Source organism: Janthinobacterium tructae (assembly GCF_006517255.1).
Taxonomy (GTDB): Bacteria; Pseudomonadota; Gammaproteobacteria; order Burkholderiales; family Burkholderiaceae_D; genus Janthinobacterium; species Janthinobacterium tructae.
Genome location: NZ_CP041185.1, coordinates 4,422,666 through 4,438,587 on the forward strand (window position 1 = coordinate 4,422,666; position 15,922 = coordinate 4,438,587).

14 protein-coding genes are annotated in these 15,922 nt (G+C 64.5%); 13 read left to right on the plus strand and 1 reads right to left on the minus strand.

The annotated features are described in order from the left end of the window. Positions 1-74: 74 nt before the first annotated feature. Entirely contained in the window at positions 75-1,454 is a 1,380-nt protein-coding gene (locus FJQ89_RS19365; RefSeq protein ID WP_141171353.1) for a caspase family protein, read from the minus strand. A gap of 178 nt (positions 1,455-1,632) precedes the next feature. Here FJQ89_RS19365 and FJQ89_RS19370 point away from each other — a divergent pair, with 178 nt between their 5' ends. From FJQ89_RS19370 to FJQ89_RS19430, 13 genes are all read left to right on the plus strand, one after another. Further along, entirely contained in the window at positions 1,633-2,397 is a 765-nt protein-coding gene (locus tag FJQ89_RS19370) for a hypothetical protein (protein WP_141171354.1), read from the plus strand. Beyond that, complete coding sequence (locus tag FJQ89_RS19375) at positions 2,394-3,416, plus strand: hypothetical protein (protein WP_141171355.1); 1,023 nt, start codon at positions 2,394-2,396, stop codon at positions 3,414-3,416. The genes FJQ89_RS19370 and FJQ89_RS19375 overlap by 4 nt, the downstream gene beginning before the upstream one ends. A 27-nt stretch (positions 3,417-3,443) precedes the next feature. Further along, positions 3,444-4,301 carry a hypothetical protein gene (locus FJQ89_RS19380; RefSeq protein ID WP_141171356.1) on the plus strand — a complete coding sequence of 286 codons (858 nt, stop codon included), beginning with the start codon at positions 3,444-3,446 and terminating at the stop codon, positions 4,299-4,301. A gap of 1 nt (position 4,302) precedes the next feature. Then, positions 4,303-5,943 carry a hypothetical protein gene (locus tag FJQ89_RS19385; RefSeq protein WP_243136135.1) on the plus strand — a complete coding sequence of 547 codons (1,641 nt, stop codon included), beginning with the start codon at positions 4,303-4,305 and terminating at the stop codon, positions 5,941-5,943. Further along, a complete protein-coding gene (locus FJQ89_RS19390; RefSeq protein ID WP_141171357.1) occupies positions 5,918-6,829 on the plus strand; it encodes a glycerophosphodiester phosphodiesterase in 912 nt (303 codons plus the stop codon). The genes FJQ89_RS19385 and FJQ89_RS19390 overlap by 26 nt, the downstream gene beginning before the upstream one ends. Positions 6,830-7,022: 193 nt before the next feature. After that, on the plus strand, positions 7,023-8,048 hold the full coding sequence (locus FJQ89_RS19395; protein WP_141171358.1) for a LacI family DNA-binding transcriptional regulator: 1,026 nt from the start codon (positions 7,023-7,025) through the stop codon (positions 8,046-8,048). Further along, positions 8,048-9,535: a sugar ABC transporter ATP-binding protein gene (locus tag FJQ89_RS19400; RefSeq protein WP_141171359.1), complete on the plus strand. Its 1,488-nt coding sequence runs from the start codon at positions 8,048-8,050 to the stop codon at positions 9,533-9,535. The genes FJQ89_RS19395 and FJQ89_RS19400 overlap by 1 nt, the downstream gene beginning before the upstream one ends. Next, positions 9,516-10,523 (plus strand): ABC transporter permease, encoded by a 1,008-nt coding sequence (locus FJQ89_RS19405; RefSeq protein WP_141171360.1) that lies wholly within the window; start codon positions 9,516-9,518, stop codon positions 10,521-10,523. The genes FJQ89_RS19400 and FJQ89_RS19405 overlap by 20 nt, the downstream gene beginning before the upstream one ends. 97 nt (positions 10,524-10,620) lie before the next feature. After that, entirely contained in the window at positions 10,621-11,562 is a 942-nt protein-coding gene (locus tag FJQ89_RS19410) for a substrate-binding domain-containing protein (RefSeq protein WP_141172894.1), read from the plus strand. Between the two features lie 45 nt (positions 11,563-11,607). Further along, positions 11,608-12,660: a sugar phosphate isomerase/epimerase family protein gene (locus FJQ89_RS19415; RefSeq protein WP_141171361.1), complete on the plus strand. Its 1,053-nt coding sequence runs from the start codon at positions 11,608-11,610 to the stop codon at positions 12,658-12,660. A 9-nt stretch (positions 12,661-12,669) separates the two neighbouring features. Next, the gene (locus FJQ89_RS19420) at positions 12,670-13,821 is read left to right on the plus strand and encodes a Gfo/Idh/MocA family protein (RefSeq protein ID WP_243136137.1); all 1,152 of its coding nucleotides are present in this window, start codon (positions 12,670-12,672) and stop codon (positions 13,819-13,821) included. A gap of 9 nt (positions 13,822-13,830) precedes the next feature. Then, positions 13,831-14,121: a 2Fe-2S iron-sulfur cluster-binding protein gene (locus tag FJQ89_RS19425; protein ID WP_141171362.1), complete on the plus strand. Its 291-nt coding sequence runs from the start codon at positions 13,831-13,833 to the stop codon at positions 14,119-14,121. 118 nt (positions 14,122-14,239) lie between these two features. Further along, entirely contained in the window at positions 14,240-15,907 is a 1,668-nt protein-coding gene (locus FJQ89_RS19430) for an outer membrane protein assembly factor BamB family protein (protein ID WP_168208484.1), read from the plus strand. Positions 15,908-15,922 lie beyond the last annotated feature (15 nt).

Genomic DNA, 15,922 nt, shown 5'->3' on the forward strand with positions numbered 1-15,922 from the left:
GGTCACTGTCATGCTGTATTGCATGTACCCACGGATAACGGGGGCAGTTCAGGGAAATCCAAAATTATTTGAAACTATTTTTTCGGCGGCTGTAATACATCCTTGGCGGCGCCCTGGTAATCCTTCATCAAGCCCATGAAGGCATCCTGCAAATGCCGGGCCGCATCCTGCGGCGGCGCGCCCGTACGCCGCGCCAGGTCGAATTTATACGCATGGGCGGGGCTGTAGCCCGCTTGCGAGGCGGCGTCCAGCAGCACGCCGGCGCGTTTTAATGAGGCGGGATCGCCCTTGACCATCAGCAATTCGGCCAGATAGGTCTGGGCAATCGGGAAATCCTTGGCGGCCGCCTTTTCCAGCCACTGCATGCCCGCCTTCGGCTGTTTGACGCCGGCATCGCCGCCGCCGATGCCATAGCCGAGGGCCGTCAGCGCCACCAGATCACCGCCGCGTGCGCGCTTTTCCAGCTGCTGGCGGGGAAACGGGCGCGCCGCGATCTGCATGCGGATTTCATAGTTGATGTCTTGTAAGACATTGCCTGGCCATATTTTCGCGCCAGAGGCGGTGGTGGCGGGCGCTGGCGCTGGTGCTGGGACGGGGGCACGCATGCCGTTGTTGCCGGAAGCCAGCACGCCCGGCGTCGGCTGGCTGACGCCCTTGCCGCTGCCCATGTTCAGCACCAGGCGCGCCGACGTTTCGCCGAACGAGACGCGCGGTTTTTGCACATCGTGTGTCATCGCGGCGACCCGTGCCGCCACTTGCGAGAAGACGTCGCCCATCGGCAAGCCCGGCGCATCGAGCGCGTCGAGCAGGGCGCTCGTGTAGGGGCTGTTGCGCGAATCGGGCGACCAGAAATCACGCGCCAGGGCGCCCGGTCCCGCCGAATAGGCGATCACCACACCGCGTGGCGCTTGCGTGTCGGCAAAGCCGTGGCTGGCCGCATTGCCGCCGCCGGGAACCACCACGGCGCCGCCGCGCGTATATTCCTGGCGACAAGCGTCGAGGATCAGCACGGCGCCGCGCGCACCCGTGCGCTGCAAATCGCCCGCCAGGCTGGAAACGGACACGCCCTGCGCGGCGATGGCGGCAGCACTGAGCGCATTCATGTTGGCGCCCAACGGCAGCACGTAATTGGCTTCGCCCGCCTGCGCGCCGTGGCCCGCGTAAAACACCAGGGCGATATCGGCGCCGCGCGCCTGCGTGGAAAACTCGGCCGACGCCTTTTGCAGCTGCGCCGCAGTGATGTCCGTGCGCAACAGCACTTCAAAGCCCAGGCGGCGCAGGCGCTCGGCCATGGCGCGCGCATCGTTGACGGGATTCAATAGCGGCTGCGGATAGGCCGCGTTGCCGATTACCAGGGCGATGCGCTTGCTGGGAGCCGCTGGCACGGCGGTGTGCGCGACATTGCTGCCCAGTAAAAAGAGCAGACTGAAAAACAGGGGAATCAGGCGATGCATGGGTTTCTCGGGAATTGTCGTGAAAGTAACAAAAGTTAGCGATTTTTACTGTGATATGAGAAAATTGCTTAAATGCATTTTACCTTACTGACAAGTTTCTCTTGTCTGGCCAGCGCACGGTGCACGTCGCCGCCGGCCAGTGGCGCGTGCCGCGCCCCAACACACGATCGGACCGGCTGTGCAATCGGAACAATTTGAACGGATTCATGCTTTCTGGGCGCGCCGCCATCAGCTGACACAAGGCGAACTGGGTGAGTTTTACCAGCGCGTCATCGCCGCGCTGACCCCATGCCGCCCGCGCGAGGCGGCGTCGCTCGGTGATTCCCTGGCGGATTTGCGCCACCAGTTCTTCATCGAAAAAGTCCTGCACAGCGACAGCGATGCGGCGCCCCACCACGTCGGTGCTTTGTTCCTGTACTTCAAGCGCTTCATCATCGACCAGCTGCGCAAGCAGCGTGATGACGACGATGCCGATGCGCAAGAGGGCTGCGACTTGCCGGCGCCCGACGCCTATGCCGAACCGCTGCGCGACTACCAGCTGACGCCACGGCAAGTGCGCGAGGCGGCCGACGTGTTTATCGCCGCCTTGCCGCGTGACTTGATCTTGCTGCTGCGCCATTGCGGCTGCGGCGGCATGCCCGTCAAGGAACTGGCCGAGCAGATCGCCTCCGCGCATTACCACGGCGGCAAGCTGGGCCTCGTGCACCGGCAGAAGGGTGACGCGGACAGCGCGGGGCGCCAGATCGTCGAACCGGCCCACCGCGCGACCTTGCTGGGCAGCTGGGTCTTGAGCCTGCTCAAGCTGCGCGTGGGCGATGCCCTGACCGCGCGCGACATGCAGGCGGCGCAAATAGTTTTGGATATCTTGTGCCTGGCCGCGTTATCCCTGCAGCTGGACCCGATAGCCACCTCCCCGAACCCTGATGAAAGGCCACCGGCATGACTGCATTGACGCCCTCGCTGGCCATCGTTGCCGCGCGCCTGCCATCTGCCCCATCGTCCGCCGACTTGCTGGACGCGGAGGTGAGCGGCGATACCCCCGACTGGCGCGGCATTGCCGTGCCGGAACACTTAATGCAACGCTTTGCGCGCCGCAGCGATGCCGCGCCCTTGGCCGCGCGGCCCATCGCGGGCGGACAGATCCACTTGCTGGCGCGCTGTCCCGGCTTTGGCGCCGTGCTGCTCGATGCCTGGGACAGCTCGCGGCAGCGCTGGCGCGGCTGGCTCGTCACGCCAGATGCTTCGTATGCGGATGCCTGCGGCCTGGTGGTCGAGCAGCGCGACGCGCCCGCCGACCCGCGCGCGGGCCTGGTGCTGTGCGACATGCCCGTGACCCTGGCCGTGACGGACCTGGGCGCCTGCCTGGGCGTGTTCAGCCAGGAGCGCCTGCAGGCGGCGCGCTGGCTGGAAACGCATGGCCGCGCGAATCGGGCCACCGCAGCTCCGGGCGTGATCGCCCGCGTGGCCTTGCCCGGTGACGACTATGCGCTGACGGGCACGCCATTGTCGAGCGAACTGGGCAAGGATGGCCGCGTGGCGTACCGGCAATTGCTGCGCCAGGGACTGCAGCAGTTGCAGATCGCTTCGGCCGATGCTCTGGCACCGCTAGCCACGCCAGTCAGGGCTGCGAATGCGAACCGCTGGCTGAAGCTCGTCACGGCCGTGGCCGCCAGTGTGATGCTGGTGCAATCGGCGTGGCTGTTCCTGCCGAAAGAGAATGCGGTCGTCGGCAATGCCGAATTCCGCAACGGCGGCAGCGGCGTCGAGACGGGCGTGCGCACGCGCGTGCTGTTCCGCGCCGAGGCTACCGAGGCGGAAATCCGCACCTGGCTGCAGCGCGAGCAGCTGGAAATCGTCGCCGGACCGGACACCCTGGGCGCCTTCACCCTGTTATCGCGCGACCGCCAGAAAATCTTGCCGCCACCGGGACCGGGCAATCCCCTGGCCGTGATCCATCCCTGATCCAGAAATAAGAGAAAGTTATCCAGCATGACAACGTATAAGAATTTTGCATCCGCACACTGGCGCACATTGATCGCTGGCGTGGCGGTTGGCGTCCTGTTGACGGGCTGCGCCATGACGCCGAACGGCCGTGGCGGTGTGATGGTGGGCCTGGATACGGCCGAGCTGTTCGGCACGCCGATTTCCACCTTCCGCCTGCGCGACGGCACGGAAGGCACCTTGCGCAAGGACCCGCAAGGCAAGTATTCGATCAAGCTGTCGCAGGCGTTTCGTGTCGTGCCGCTGGCCAACGCGATGACGGCCCGCGTGGCGAGGGTGGAAAACGTGGGCGAGCGCACCGTGGTGATCGTGGAAACGCAGGAGCGCGGCTGCGCCTACCGCTATGAAGTGCTGGCTTTCCAGGGCACGGATGTGCTGCAGTGGACGGTCGGCAATTGCAAGGACCGCCCCCGCGTGGAGCTGGCGGCGGACGCGAAATCGCTGAATATCGACTTTCCCAACTACAACCGCCTGTCGCGCATGATTTACACGGACAACCGCCTGCTGAACGCCAGCGTGGCCGTGCCGCCCGGCGTCGATACGCGCGCCCAGCCGTTTGCCGACGACGCCTTGCGCGCCACCGGCCCTGTCATCGCGACCCTGCCTGGGAGCGGCGGCGACAGCGGCCGCGTGATTCCGGCGCCGCCGGCAGCCGCGCCGGCGCCCGCCACCGCGCCGAAAGCGGGTAGCCGCGCCAGCGCCAAGCCGCGCCGCCAGGAGACCCCGGCCAGGGCGCCCGCCGCCATCAGCCTGCCCGCGCCGCGTGCCGCAGCGGCTGCCCCTGCGGCGCCGATGATCTTCCAGGCCGAAGAGATCAAGCCCGTCGTCATCGATTTGAGGAAATAAGATGGCCGCGAGTTTGCGCAGTCTGCAAATCCGGCAGACCTTGATCCTGATCGTCCTGACGATCATTTATCTGTGCTTCGAGCTGGGCTTCAATGCCCGCCTGCTCGACGTGGTGGGCGGCGACGTCAAGCCGCACGACGTGGAGGGCGTGGAATTCTATGGCCGCAGCCTGTCGGGCATCGCCGCCGCGCTGGTGGTGCTGCAACTGATGTGGCGCCGCCGCCTGAAGAACAATGGCAGCGGCCCCAGCTGGAAAAAGATCATCTTCTGCTGCGTCGCCACGGCGGCGGTCGTCTTCGGCATTTTGAAAACCACGGTCACGGTGCTGGTCGAAACGCGCGATGCGCAGTTTCGCCGCCTGGCTTTCAACACCACCCTGATGCAGCGCTCGCTGGTGGGCGGCAGCCTGCAACTGCAGGGTCTGGTCGATGATCCCACCCTGTTTGCCAAGCCCGAAGGCAAGGCCTTCCTGGCGCTGTTCCCGTTCCTGGCCGTCTCGGTCGGCCACCTCGACGAACGCATGGAGCCCGCCAAGGAACAGTTGATCAATTTCAACGTCCGCAAGATCGCCGGCGGCGCGGCCGGTTACTATGACAAGTACCAGCAGGCGATTGGCGAGGTGCACGAGAAGTGGAAATTGTATTCGGGTATCATTCCCGACGACGATGCGGGCTTGCGCCAGCAGCAGGAATCGGCATGGAGCGATTACCGGCAAAGCCTGTCACGCCATGGTTGGCAACCGGAATCGGTGCCGGCGCGCCGGCGCGCGGCGGTGGTCAATAATGTGCGTAAAAAGGTGCCCGTATCGGCCAACTGGCATCCTGCCGATCAATTGAGTTTCCGCGCCGCCGTCAAGCGCCGCTATGCGTCGGAAGCGGCCAGCAAGGGCTTGAACATCAAGGGCGAGCGCATTCCACCGGGCTTGTCCTTCCCCGCTTTCGTGGCGCGCCCCGGCATCCAGGCCGTGCTGCGCGACGGGCCGGACGGCGGCGACGGCAGCGAAGCGAGCAAGGGCTTGCGGCTGCCGAAAGGCGCCGTGGTGCAGGATGCGTATGCGAGCCCCGCCGAGTTCAGCCGTCTGTTCGACCAGTTCGCCGCGCGCCAGACGGCGGAAAAGCTGGTGGAATACCGCGCCAGCCGCAGCGACTTCGAGGTGGGCGGCAAGTACTATGCAGAGGGCAAGGAAGCGGCGCGCGCGGCCATCGTGCCGCCCGTGGCCCTGTTCTTCTCGCTGCTGGGCGCCATCGGCCACTTTTCGAAACTGCTGTACCTGATCGCCACGGTGGGCTTGCTGGTGCTGGCGGCACGGCGCGGCGAACAGGCGGGCGCCGATGGCCAGCTGAGCCGCCGTTCCGCCTGGATCGCCACGGGCGTGCTGGCCGGCGCCTTCCTGGGAACCTGGGGCATCTTGTCCCTGCTCGACAACAACGTCACGAAGAGCGACTTGTTCCGCCAGATGCTGGACTGGAACCGCCAGGCGGCCGACGACAGCACGCGCTGGCAAATCGCCGGCAAGGGCTTGCTGGCCAATATCACGCACGTCGTGGCGGTGGGGCAGGGCTACAGCTACCCCGTCAACGAAGCGATCCGCATCAATGTTTTGCAGGGACTCGAATATGGTTATCATCCGCAACAAAAATAAGGCGGCCGCACTGGCCTTGCTGCTCTGCATGACCAGCACGGCTGTACAGGCCGACTGCCTGGGCATGAAGGTGCATGCCCACCGTGGCGCCGGCAATGCGCCGGAAAACTCGCTGAGCGCCCTGCGCAACACGTATTTCGGTACCTGGGACGGCGTCGAGACGGATTTGCAACTGCTGGGCGACGGCAGCTGGGTGGTGCACCACGACTTGCTGACGGGCAGAGTCGTCGATACGGGCTCGCCCCGCACCGTGAAACAATTGACGGCCGACGACTGGCGCGCCGCCAGCATGAAGAACCGCGGCGTGGTCACGGCGGAAACGCCGCCCTTCGTCAGCGATGTTGCCAGCCTGGCGACGGCTTTCCCGGCCAAAACCCTGAATGCGGAAATCAAGGATGTCGTGTCGTCGTGCGCGCCCATCGCCACCCTGGTGGGGCAATTGCGTGCAAATATCAAGCATGGCAACTGGTTTTTGACCTCGGGCGTGCCGAACAACCTGGCGTGCGCGCGCCGCGCCGATCCGCAGGGTTATCTGGGCTTGCTGGTGTTTGACGCGCGCAATGCACAGGCGGCCGGTGCGAACCGGGTCAGCCGCTATATCGCGAAAAATGCCCGCCCACCCAAGCTGGACAAACCGTGGCTGCAGCGCGTGCAGCAGCAGATCGGCATGCCCGCCGGCGTGCACGTGGATGCGCGCAGCCTCGACGCCAACCCGAATTTGCTGATGGATGCCGCCAGCCTGAACATGCCCGTCTTCGTCTACGCCGTCGATGGCGACTCGGCCCTGGCCGCGTCCTTGCTGCGCGCCCAGCAGCGCAGCCACCGCTGGCCCAGCGGCGTCATTCTTGATGGCAATCCCGAAACGTTTTGCGCGATGATGAAATAAGTACTCCCTGATCTGCTGCACGGCGGTTTTGCCGTGCAGCAGAGCGCCTTGCCGCCCCAGAAATAGCCGCGTCCAACGGCCCGTGCAGGGCCGCTTTTTGCACACCTTTTGCGCACCGCAGCATCGATAATGTTTGCATCGCGCGCGCGACTGGCCTATAAATGTAATCGATTACATTTATTTGACAAACCCCATGCCGCCAGCCGTTCCATCCTCTTTGCCGACAGAAACCGTCTCCATCAGCGCCGTCGCCGCGCATGCGGGGGTGTCGGTGGCCACCGTCTCGCGCGTGATGAACGAGCAGGCAGGGGTGCGGGCGCCCACGCGCGACAAGGTGCTCGCGTCCGTGGCGGCGCTCGGCTACCGCATGAACCACCTGGCGCGCAGCTTGCGCACGGCCGAGAGCCGCATGCTGCTGACCATGGTGCCCGACGTGGGCAACCCGTTTTATGCGCAAATCGTGCGCGGCATCGATACGGTGGCGCGCGAACACGGCTATTTCGTGCTGCTGTGCGACACGGGCGCCGATGCGGGCCGCGAGCGCTCGTATTTCGATTTGCTGCGCATGCACCGCGCCGATGGCGCCATCTGCCTCGACCCGGACACGGTGCAGCACGCCCTGTCGCATGAATCCGTCAGCCTGCCCTGGGTGGCCTGCTGCGAATTCGACCCCGCCGTGGCCGTGCCCTATGTCGGCATCGACAACCACCGCGCCGCCTCCGACGCCGTCGGGCACCTGCTGGCGCGCGGCCACACGCGCATCGGCCTGATCAATTCGGACGAGCGCTATCTGTACGCGCGGCAACGCCAGCAAGGTTATCTGGACACCCTGGCGGGCGCCGGCCTGCCGGTGCAGCCGCAGTGGGTGCACACGGTGCAAAGCCTCGATTACGAAGCGGGCACGGCCGCCACCCTGCAGATGATGGCCCAGCCCGATGCGCCGACGGCCATCTTTGCCGTCTCCGACACCCTGGCCATCGGCGTCTTGAGCGCGCTGCGCCAGTTGGGAAAACGCGTACCGGAAGACGTGGCCGTCATCGGCTTCGACGATATCGCCATCGCCGCGCAGATAGCTCCCGGCCTCACCACCATCGCCCAGCCGATGCGCGAGCTGGGCGAGACGGCGGCGCGATTATTGCTGCAGCGATTGGCCAACCCGGCGGCCAGCGTGCCTGGCGTGCTGCTGCAACACCGATTAATTCTGCGAGGGAGTGCATAGTGAGCGTTGCCGTCGGTTTCGATGGGGTCTGCAAGGATTTCGGCCCCGTGCGCGTCTTGCATGGCGTCAGTTTTACCTTGTCGCCCGGGCGCGTGTATGGCTTGCTGGGCGAAAACGGCGCCGGCAAGTCGACCCTGATGAAAATCCTTGCCGGCTACGAAGCTGTGAGCGAAGGGCAGCTGCTGATCGATGGCCAGCCCCGGCATTTCAGCAGTTCGCGCGCGGCGGAGTCTGCCGGTATCGTGCTGATCCACCAGGAATTCAACCTGGCAGAACACCTGACGGTGGCGCAGAACATGTTCCTGGGCCATGAGAAAACGCGTGGCTGGCTGCTGGACGAAGCCGCCATGCGCGAAGAAGCCTCGCGCTATTTGAAACAGGTGGGGCTGGAGGTGTCGCCCGAGACGAAAATCCGCGACCTGATCGTCGCCGAGAAACAACTTGTGGAAATCGCCAAGGCCCTGTCGCGCCGCGCCCGCTTCCTGATCATGGATGAACCGACGGCCACCCTGACGTCGTCCGAAACCCAACGCCTGTTCGCCGTCATGGCGCAGCTGAAAGCGGACGGTGTCACCATTTTGTATATCTCGCACAAGCTCGATGAAGTGGAGCGCAACACGGACGAAGTCATCGTCATGCGCGACGGGCGTTTCGTCACGCGCGAGCCGACGGCCAGCCTGAGCCGCCAGCAGATGGCGAACCTGATGGTGGGACGCGAATTGTCCGACATGTTCCCCGCCAAAGTGCCGCTGGCGCCCGATGCCCCGATCCTGCTGAAGGTTGACGGCCTCTGCGTGCCCGGCTGGTCGAAAGACCTGTCGTTCGAGGTGCGCGCCGGTGAAGTGCTGGGCTTTGCTGGCCTGGTGGGCGCGGGGCGCACGGAATCGTTCGAGGCACTGCTGGGCTTGCGCCCGCGCAGCGCGGGCAAGATCTTTCTCAATGGCCAGCCCGTGGACATCCGCACGCCCAGGCAAGCGATGCAGCACGGCATGACCTACCTGAGCGAAGACCGCAAGGGCAAGGGCTTGCACGTGAACCTGGGCTTGCGCGAAAACCTCACCATGATGACGCTGCAGCGCTATGCGCGGCCGTGGCTCGATGTCAAGGCGGAGAAGGCGGCGCTGGCCAAGGCGGTGCTGGACTTCAATATCCGCACGGGCGACCTGGACAGCCGCGCGCGCATGCTGTCGGGCGGCAATCAGCAAAAGCTGGCGCTGGCGAAATATCTGCATTCGGACCCCCGTGTCGTCGTGCTCGATGAGCCGAGCCGTGGCGTGGACGTGGGCGCCAAGCGCGACATTTACTTTCTGATCCACCGCCTGGCCGCCGAAGGGCGCGCCGTGATCGTGATTTCATCGGAACTGATCGAATTGATCGGCCTGTGCCACCGGGTCGCGGTGATGCGCGCCGGTACCTTGCAAGCCACCCTGTCTGCTGACCACCTGACCGAAGAGGAGTTGATTGCCCATGCAACCGGCACGCACTGACACCACCGTATCCCCTATAGCTCGATTCGGCGCGCGCATCAAGGGCTTTGGCCCCGTGCTGGGCTTGCTGGCCCTGTGCATCGCGGGCACCTTGCTCAACGGCGATTTCGCCACGCTGGACAACCTGATGAACGTGCTCACGCGCACGGCCTTCATCGGCATCATCGCCGTGGGCATGACCTTTGTCATCATTTCCGGCGGCATCGATTTATCGGTGGGATCGATGGCGGCGCTGATCGCCGGCTGCATGATCTATTTCATGAATGCGCTGGCGCAAGGCGCGGGCGGCGACCTGGCACCGATCACCATGCTGGTGCTGGGCATCGCCATGGCCCTGGTGCTGGGCGCCGGATTCGGCCTGATGCATGGCCTCCTGATCAGCAAGGGCAATATCGAACCGTTCATCGTCACTCTGGGCACCCTGGGCATCTTCCGCGCCGTGCTCACTTACCTGGCCGATGGCGGCGCCCTGACCCTGGACGCCACCCTGTCCGAGCTGTACAGCCCCGTGTACTACACCAGCGTGCTGGGTGCGCCGATCCCGATCTGGATTTTCCTGTTCGTCGCGGCGGCCGGCGCCGTCATCCTCAACCGCACCACGTTCGGCCGCCACGTGCAGGCGATTGGTTCTAACGAGCAAGTGGCGCGCTATGCGGCCATCAACGTCGACAAGGTGAAAATCGCCACCTACATGCTGCTGGGCGTGTGCGTGGGCATCGCCACGGTGCTGTATGTGCCGCGCCTGGGCTCGGCCACGCCGACCACTGGCTTGCTGTGGGAACTCGAAGCGATCGCTGCCGTCGTCGTGGGCGGCACGGCCCTGAAAGGGGGAGAGGGGCGCATCGTCGGCACCGTGATCGGCGCCATCCTGCTCTCCGTGATCAGCAATATCCTGAATTTGACCAGCATCATCAGTGTCTACCTGAATGCCGCAGTGCAAGGCGTGGTGATCATCGCCGTCGCCTTCCTGCAGCGAGGCCGCAAATAAAAACACAGCGGCGTTCTGAAAGGGCAGCCAACGGGCGCCCAGAACCTTGGAGGAGAGCAGCATGAAGAGCTTTAGACGGGTAGCAGGGGTAGCAGGGATGGCAGTGCTGGTGATGCAGGCGTGGGCGCTGCCGATGGGGCAGGCGCAGGCGGCAGAGAAATTGGTGGTGGGCGTGGCCATCCCCACGGCCACGCACAGTTTTACCTCGGGCATCGTGTGGTGGGCGAACCAGGCCAAGGCGGAGCTGGAAAAAGCCCATCCGGGCGTGAAAATCATCGTCAAGACGGCCGCCACGGCGCCCGAGCAGGCGAACCAGTTGCAGGACATGTTGACGGTGAACAAGATCAACACCCTGGTCATCTTCCCCATCGAATCGGCATCGCTGACGCAGCCCGTGGCGCAAGTCAAAAACAAGGGCGTCTATGTGACGGTGGTGGATCGTGGCTTGACGAACACGCAGTCGCAGGATGCCTACATTGCGGGCGACAACACGGCGTTTGGCAAGCTGCCGGCCGAGTACCTGGCGAAAAGCCTGAACGGCAAGGGCAATATCGTCGTGCTGCGCGGCATGCCGACCACCCTGGACAACGAGCGCTACGATGCATTCAGTGCCGTGATGAAGGGTCATCCCGAGATCAAGGTCCTGGATGCCAAGTACGGCAACTGGAACCGCGACGATGCCTTCAAGGTCATGCAGGATTATCTGACCCGCTTCAAGCACATCGACGCCGTCTGGGCCGCCGATGACGACATGGCCATCGGCGTGCAAAAGGCCATTGCGCAAGCCAAGCGCACGGACATCAAGCAAGTGTTCGGCGGCGCTGGCGCGAAGGGCGCCGTGAAGAAGATCATGGACGGCTCCGACCCGCTGATCGTGGCCGACGTCTCGTACTCGCCGAAGTTCATGTACGACGCCATCAAGCTGACGACGGAAGCGCGCCTGAAAGGTGATAAATTGCCGGCCAACACGATCATCCCCTCGGTGCTGATCACGCGCGAGAATGCCAAGCAGTTTTACTTTCCGAACTCGCCTTTTTAACCGAACCTCCTCCAGGGCCAGCGTCCTGGGGGCTAAAGGATACCCATGAAAACCATCCAGGGCCCGGCCATCTTCCTGGCCCAGTTTCTCGGCGACGAGCCGCCGTTCGACTCGCTCGAGCACCTGGCGCAATGGGCGGCCGGCCTGGGCTACAAGGGCTTGCAGCTGCCCACGGCGCCGCGCCTGTTCGATCTGGAGCAGGCGGCGGCCAGCCAGCAGTATTGTGACAACGTGAAAGCCCTGCTGGCGCGCCACGGCTTGCAGGTGACGGAATTGTCGACGCACTTGCAGGGCCAGCTGATCGCCGTGCATCCGGCCTACGATGCCCTGTTCGACGGTTTTGCACCCGAGCACGTGCGCGGCGACTCGGCGGCCCGTACGGCGTGGGCCACGCAGCAATTGCTGTGGGCGGCCAGCGCCTCGCAGCGCCTGGGTTTGACTGCGCACGTGACGTTTTCCGGCGCGCTGGCCTGGCCCTACCTGTATCCGTGGCCGCAGCGCCCGGCGGGACTGGTGGAGACGGCATTCGCGGAACTGGCCAGGCGCTGGCTGCCCATCCTCGATGCGTTCGATGTGGCCGGCGTGGACCTTTGCTATGAGCTGCATCCGGGCGAGGACTTGCACGACGGCGTGACCTTCGAGCGCTTCCTGGCCGCCGTCAGCGACCACCGGCGCGCGTCCATCTTGTACGACCCCAGCCACTTCGTGCTGCAGCAGCTCGATTACCTCGCTTTCATTGACATTTATCATGCGCGCATCAAGGCCTTCCACGTCAAAGATGCGGAATTCCGGCCCAACGGGCGCCAGGGCGTGTATGGCGGCTATGGCGACTGGCAAGACCGGGCCGGGCGCTTCCGCTCGCTGGGTGATGGGCAGATCGATTTCAAGGCGATTTTTTCGAAGATGGCGCAATACGATTTCCCTGGCTGGGCCGTGCTGGAATGGGAATGCTGTCTGAAGCACCCGGAGGATGGGGCGGCCGAAGGGGCGCGTTTTATAAGTGAACACATCATCCACGTGGCCGAACGCGCGTTCGACGATTTCGCCGGCAGCGCGGTGGATCAGGAGCAAATTCATCACTTGCTTGGCTTGAAATAGGGAGACGACATGCAGCGACGCTTACGGCTGGGCATGGTAGGGGGCGGGCAGGGCGCATTCATCGGCGCCGTGCACCGCATCGCGGCGCGCATCGACGACCAGTACGAACTGGTGGCGGGCGCCCTGTCGTCCGACCCGCAGCGCGCGCGCGACAGTGGCGCCGCGCTGCATCTGGCGCCGGAACGCTGCTATAGCGATTACCGTGCCATGGCACAAGCCGAAAGCCAGCGCGCGGACGGCATCGAGGCCGTGGCCATCGTCACGCCCAACCATTTGCATGCACCGGTCGCCACGGCCTTCATGGAAGCGGGCATCCACGTGATCTGCGACAAGCCGTTGGGTATCTCTCTGGTGGAAGGGCAAAAGCTGGCGGCGCTGGCGCAACAGAAAAATGTGCTGTTTGCGCTCACGCATACCTACAGCGGCTATCCGCTGCTGCGCCACGCGAAGGCCATGGTCGAGGCGGGCGAGATCGGCGAGCTGCGCCTGGTGCAGGTCGAATATTCGCAAGACTGGCTGGCCGATGCGATTGCCGCAGGCGGCATGAACGAGGGCAACTGGCATAACGACCCGCACAAGGCGGGTCCCGGCGGCACTCTGCTCGACGTGGGCTTGCACGCGTATCACCTGGCGCAATTCGTCAGCGGACTCACGCCGCATGCCGTGCTGGCGGAATTGTCGACCTTTGTACCGAACCGCACCCTGGACGACCACGTGCAGGTGATGCTGCGCTACGCCAACGGGGCCAAGGGAACCCTGTGGGCCAGCCAGGTGGCGACCGGTTGCGAAAACACGGTGCGCCTGCGTTTGTTCGGCAGCAAGGCGCAGCTGGACTTTGACCAGGAACAACCAAATGAGCTGTGGTGTACGCCGCAGGGCGGCAACCGCCAGCTGCTGCGCCCGGGCCGGGTCGACAGTGCGGCCGCGCGCCACGCCACGCGCGTGCCGGCCGGCCATCCGGAAGGCTACCTGGAAGCGTTCGCCCAGCTCTACCTGGATGCGGCCCTGGCCATCCGTGCCCTGCAGGCGGGCTTGCCTGTGCCCGAGGCGGCCCGCTGGCTGCCGACGGTGTTTGACGGCGTGGCGGGCCTGGCCTTTGCCGAGGCCGTGCTGCGCAGCCATGCGGCTGGCGCGAGCTGGACCACCTTGGCGGACTGTTAAACTGGGCGCATGAGCGCGCCCTTTACCATCACCATCGTCCCGCAAGGCTGGCAATTCACGGCCGAAGCCGGCACCACCGTGCTGGCCGCCGCCGCGCTGGCCGGCATCCGCTTGCTCAGTTCCTGCCGCAACGGCACCTGCCGTACCTGTCTGTGCCACATGCCCGAAGGAAAGATACGCTACACGGTGGACTGGCCCGGCATCAGCCCCGATGAACGGCTCGACGGCTACATCCTGCCCTGCGTGGCCGTGGCCGAAAGCGATCTCACCTTGCAGGCGCGGGCCGTGCGCCACCCTTGACGTTACCCTGCACTGGTGACAATGTGTGATATTTTTCACATTTTTTCATGTTACAAGATTTGATGGGTTTTGCATCTTGCCATGGTGGCGGATGGGAAAGCCCGAACATGGAAGATACATGACTATAACGATGCAAGGAGCGTATCGCACCGCCGCAATGTCGACCCTGATGCTGGCGTTGCCATTCATCGCCGGTTGTGGCGGCGGGGGCGGACTCTTCGGGCCGGAAGAGCGCCGCGTGCTGTACCTGTCTGAAGTGAGCAGCAACTGCAACATGGCGCCGGGTGAAGCCTGTACCGACGTGAACGTGGTGGTGCGCAGCGATTTGGCCGAGCGTCCGCTGTGGAGCGCCACCGACGCGAACGGCGTGACTGTTTTCCAGCTATCGGATCATCAGAAACTGTCGGACGACAGCTGGCGCATCACCTTCAAGCCCGTGCCTGGCCTGGCACCTGGCACCTACACGGGTCGGATTACGCTGTCTCCCCTGAATTTGTTCGAATTCGAATATAAAAATTTGCCCGAAAGCATCCCGTACAAGGTGGTGGTGGCGCCACTCAACGGTAATATGCCGGCCCTGGCCGCGCTGCCCGGTGCGGGCGACTGGGAGGGCACGAATGGCAATGCGGCGCACACGGGCCTGGTGCCCGTCGATGTCGATGCGGCGAAATTTTCGCGCCGCTGGACGTGGGAATACGCTGGCGGAGAAAAAACTTATCGTATGAGCCCGCCAGTGGCCGCGAATGGTCTCGTGTATTTCTCGCTGGAGCAATCCGCAGCCGATAGCCAGGATGCGAAGAAAATCATCTATACCAATACCTTGATGGCCCTGTCCGAGCACGACGGCAGCGTGCAATGGCGCACGCCGCAGACGCTCGATGGCGCACTGAGCGCACCTGGCGTGTCGGGTACGCGCCTGGCGATGGCGGGCTTGGCCAGCGTCCATACGTTTGACGCCGTGAGCGGCGTCAAGCTGGCCAACGCCACGCAGCCGCAGACGAACGGCATCCTGACGGCGAGCTCGCCGCTGACCGCTCCCACGCTGGCTGGCGCAAGCGTCTATGTCGGCGGCAATAACGACGTCATCAGCGCCGATGCCACGACGGCCGGGAGTCTGTGGTCAAGCAGCCTGGGATTGTCGAGGTTGGGCAATGTCGACGAGTGGACGCCGGCCGTGAGTGCCAGCATGGTGTACAGCAATACGGCGGGTACCTTGCGCGCGTTCAATCGGGCCGATGGCGCGCAGCAATGGAGCGTGGCCGTGCCGGGACAGGTGGTGACTGGATTGAGCCGGTCCAGCCTGTATCAGGCACCCGTGCTGGCCGATGCGCACAGCGTGCTGCTGCTGAACCAGCGTCTTCCTGCTGGTTTTTCCGTTGATAACAGCCTGACCCTGGTCGACACGGATAGCCGCCAGGTGCGCTGGAGCGTCAACGGCCAGTTCACCACGCAGCCCGTGGTGGTGCAGGGCGTGTTGTATGTGGGAAATCACGCCACGGCATCGCTCGAAGCGCGCAGCCTGGCGACGGGCGCCGTGCTGTGGAGCTGGCCCCTGTCGGCAGTCAAGGAAGAGCGCTTTGGCGGCGACCTGATCGCGACCAACAAGCTGCTGTTTGTCGCCGGTCAAAAGGGCACGTATGCGCTGGACCTGGCCAGCCAAAAAGCGGTCTGGAGTTTCCGGATTGCCGGCAAGCTGGCCTTGTCGCGCAATGGCGTGCTCTACATCCGTTCGGTAAGTGACAACGGCAATGCCATGTCGCGCGTGACGGCCATCAACTTGCAGTAAGCGAGGGCGCTGCTG

Excerpts from the sequence above, each read along its gene's own strand:
- FJQ89_RS19415 (WP_141171361.1), top strand. The coding sequence starts at position 11,608 with ATGAAAACCATCCAGGGCCCGGCCATCTTCCTGGCCCAGTTTCTCGGC.
- FJQ89_RS19420 (WP_243136137.1), top strand. The coding sequence starts at position 12,670 with ATGCAGCGACGCTTACGGCTGGGCATGGTAGGGGGCGGGCAGGGCGCA.
- FJQ89_RS19405 (WP_141171360.1), top strand. The coding sequence starts at position 9,516 with ATGCAACCGGCACGCACTGACACCACCGTATCCCCTATAGCTCGATTC.
- FJQ89_RS19380 (WP_141171356.1), top strand. The coding sequence starts at position 3,444 with ATGACAACGTATAAGAATTTTGCATCCGCACACTGGCGCACATTGATC.
- FJQ89_RS19395 (WP_141171358.1), top strand. The coding sequence starts at position 7,023 with ATGCCGCCAGCCGTTCCATCCTCTTTGCCGACAGAAACCGTCTCCATC.
- FJQ89_RS19365 (WP_141171353.1), bottom strand. The coding sequence starts at position 1,454 with ATGCATCGCCTGATTCCCCTGTTTTTCAGTCTGCTCTTTTTACTGGGC.
- FJQ89_RS19425 (WP_141171362.1), top strand. The coding sequence starts at position 13,831 with ATGAGCGCGCCCTTTACCATCACCATCGTCCCGCAAGGCTGGCAATTC.
- FJQ89_RS19375 (WP_141171355.1), top strand. The coding sequence starts at position 2,394 with ATGACTGCATTGACGCCCTCGCTGGCCATCGTTGCCGCGCGCCTGCCA.
- FJQ89_RS19410 (WP_141172894.1), top strand. The coding sequence starts at position 10,621 with ATGGCAGTGCTGGTGATGCAGGCGTGGGCGCTGCCGATGGGGCAGGCG.
- FJQ89_RS19430 (WP_168208484.1), top strand. The coding sequence starts at position 14,240 with ATGACTATAACGATGCAAGGAGCGTATCGCACCGCCGCAATGTCGACC.
- FJQ89_RS19390 (WP_141171357.1), top strand. The coding sequence starts at position 5,918 with ATGGTTATCATCCGCAACAAAAATAAGGCGGCCGCACTGGCCTTGCTG.
- FJQ89_RS19385 (WP_243136135.1), top strand. The coding sequence starts at position 4,303 with ATGGCCGCGAGTTTGCGCAGTCTGCAAATCCGGCAGACCTTGATCCTG.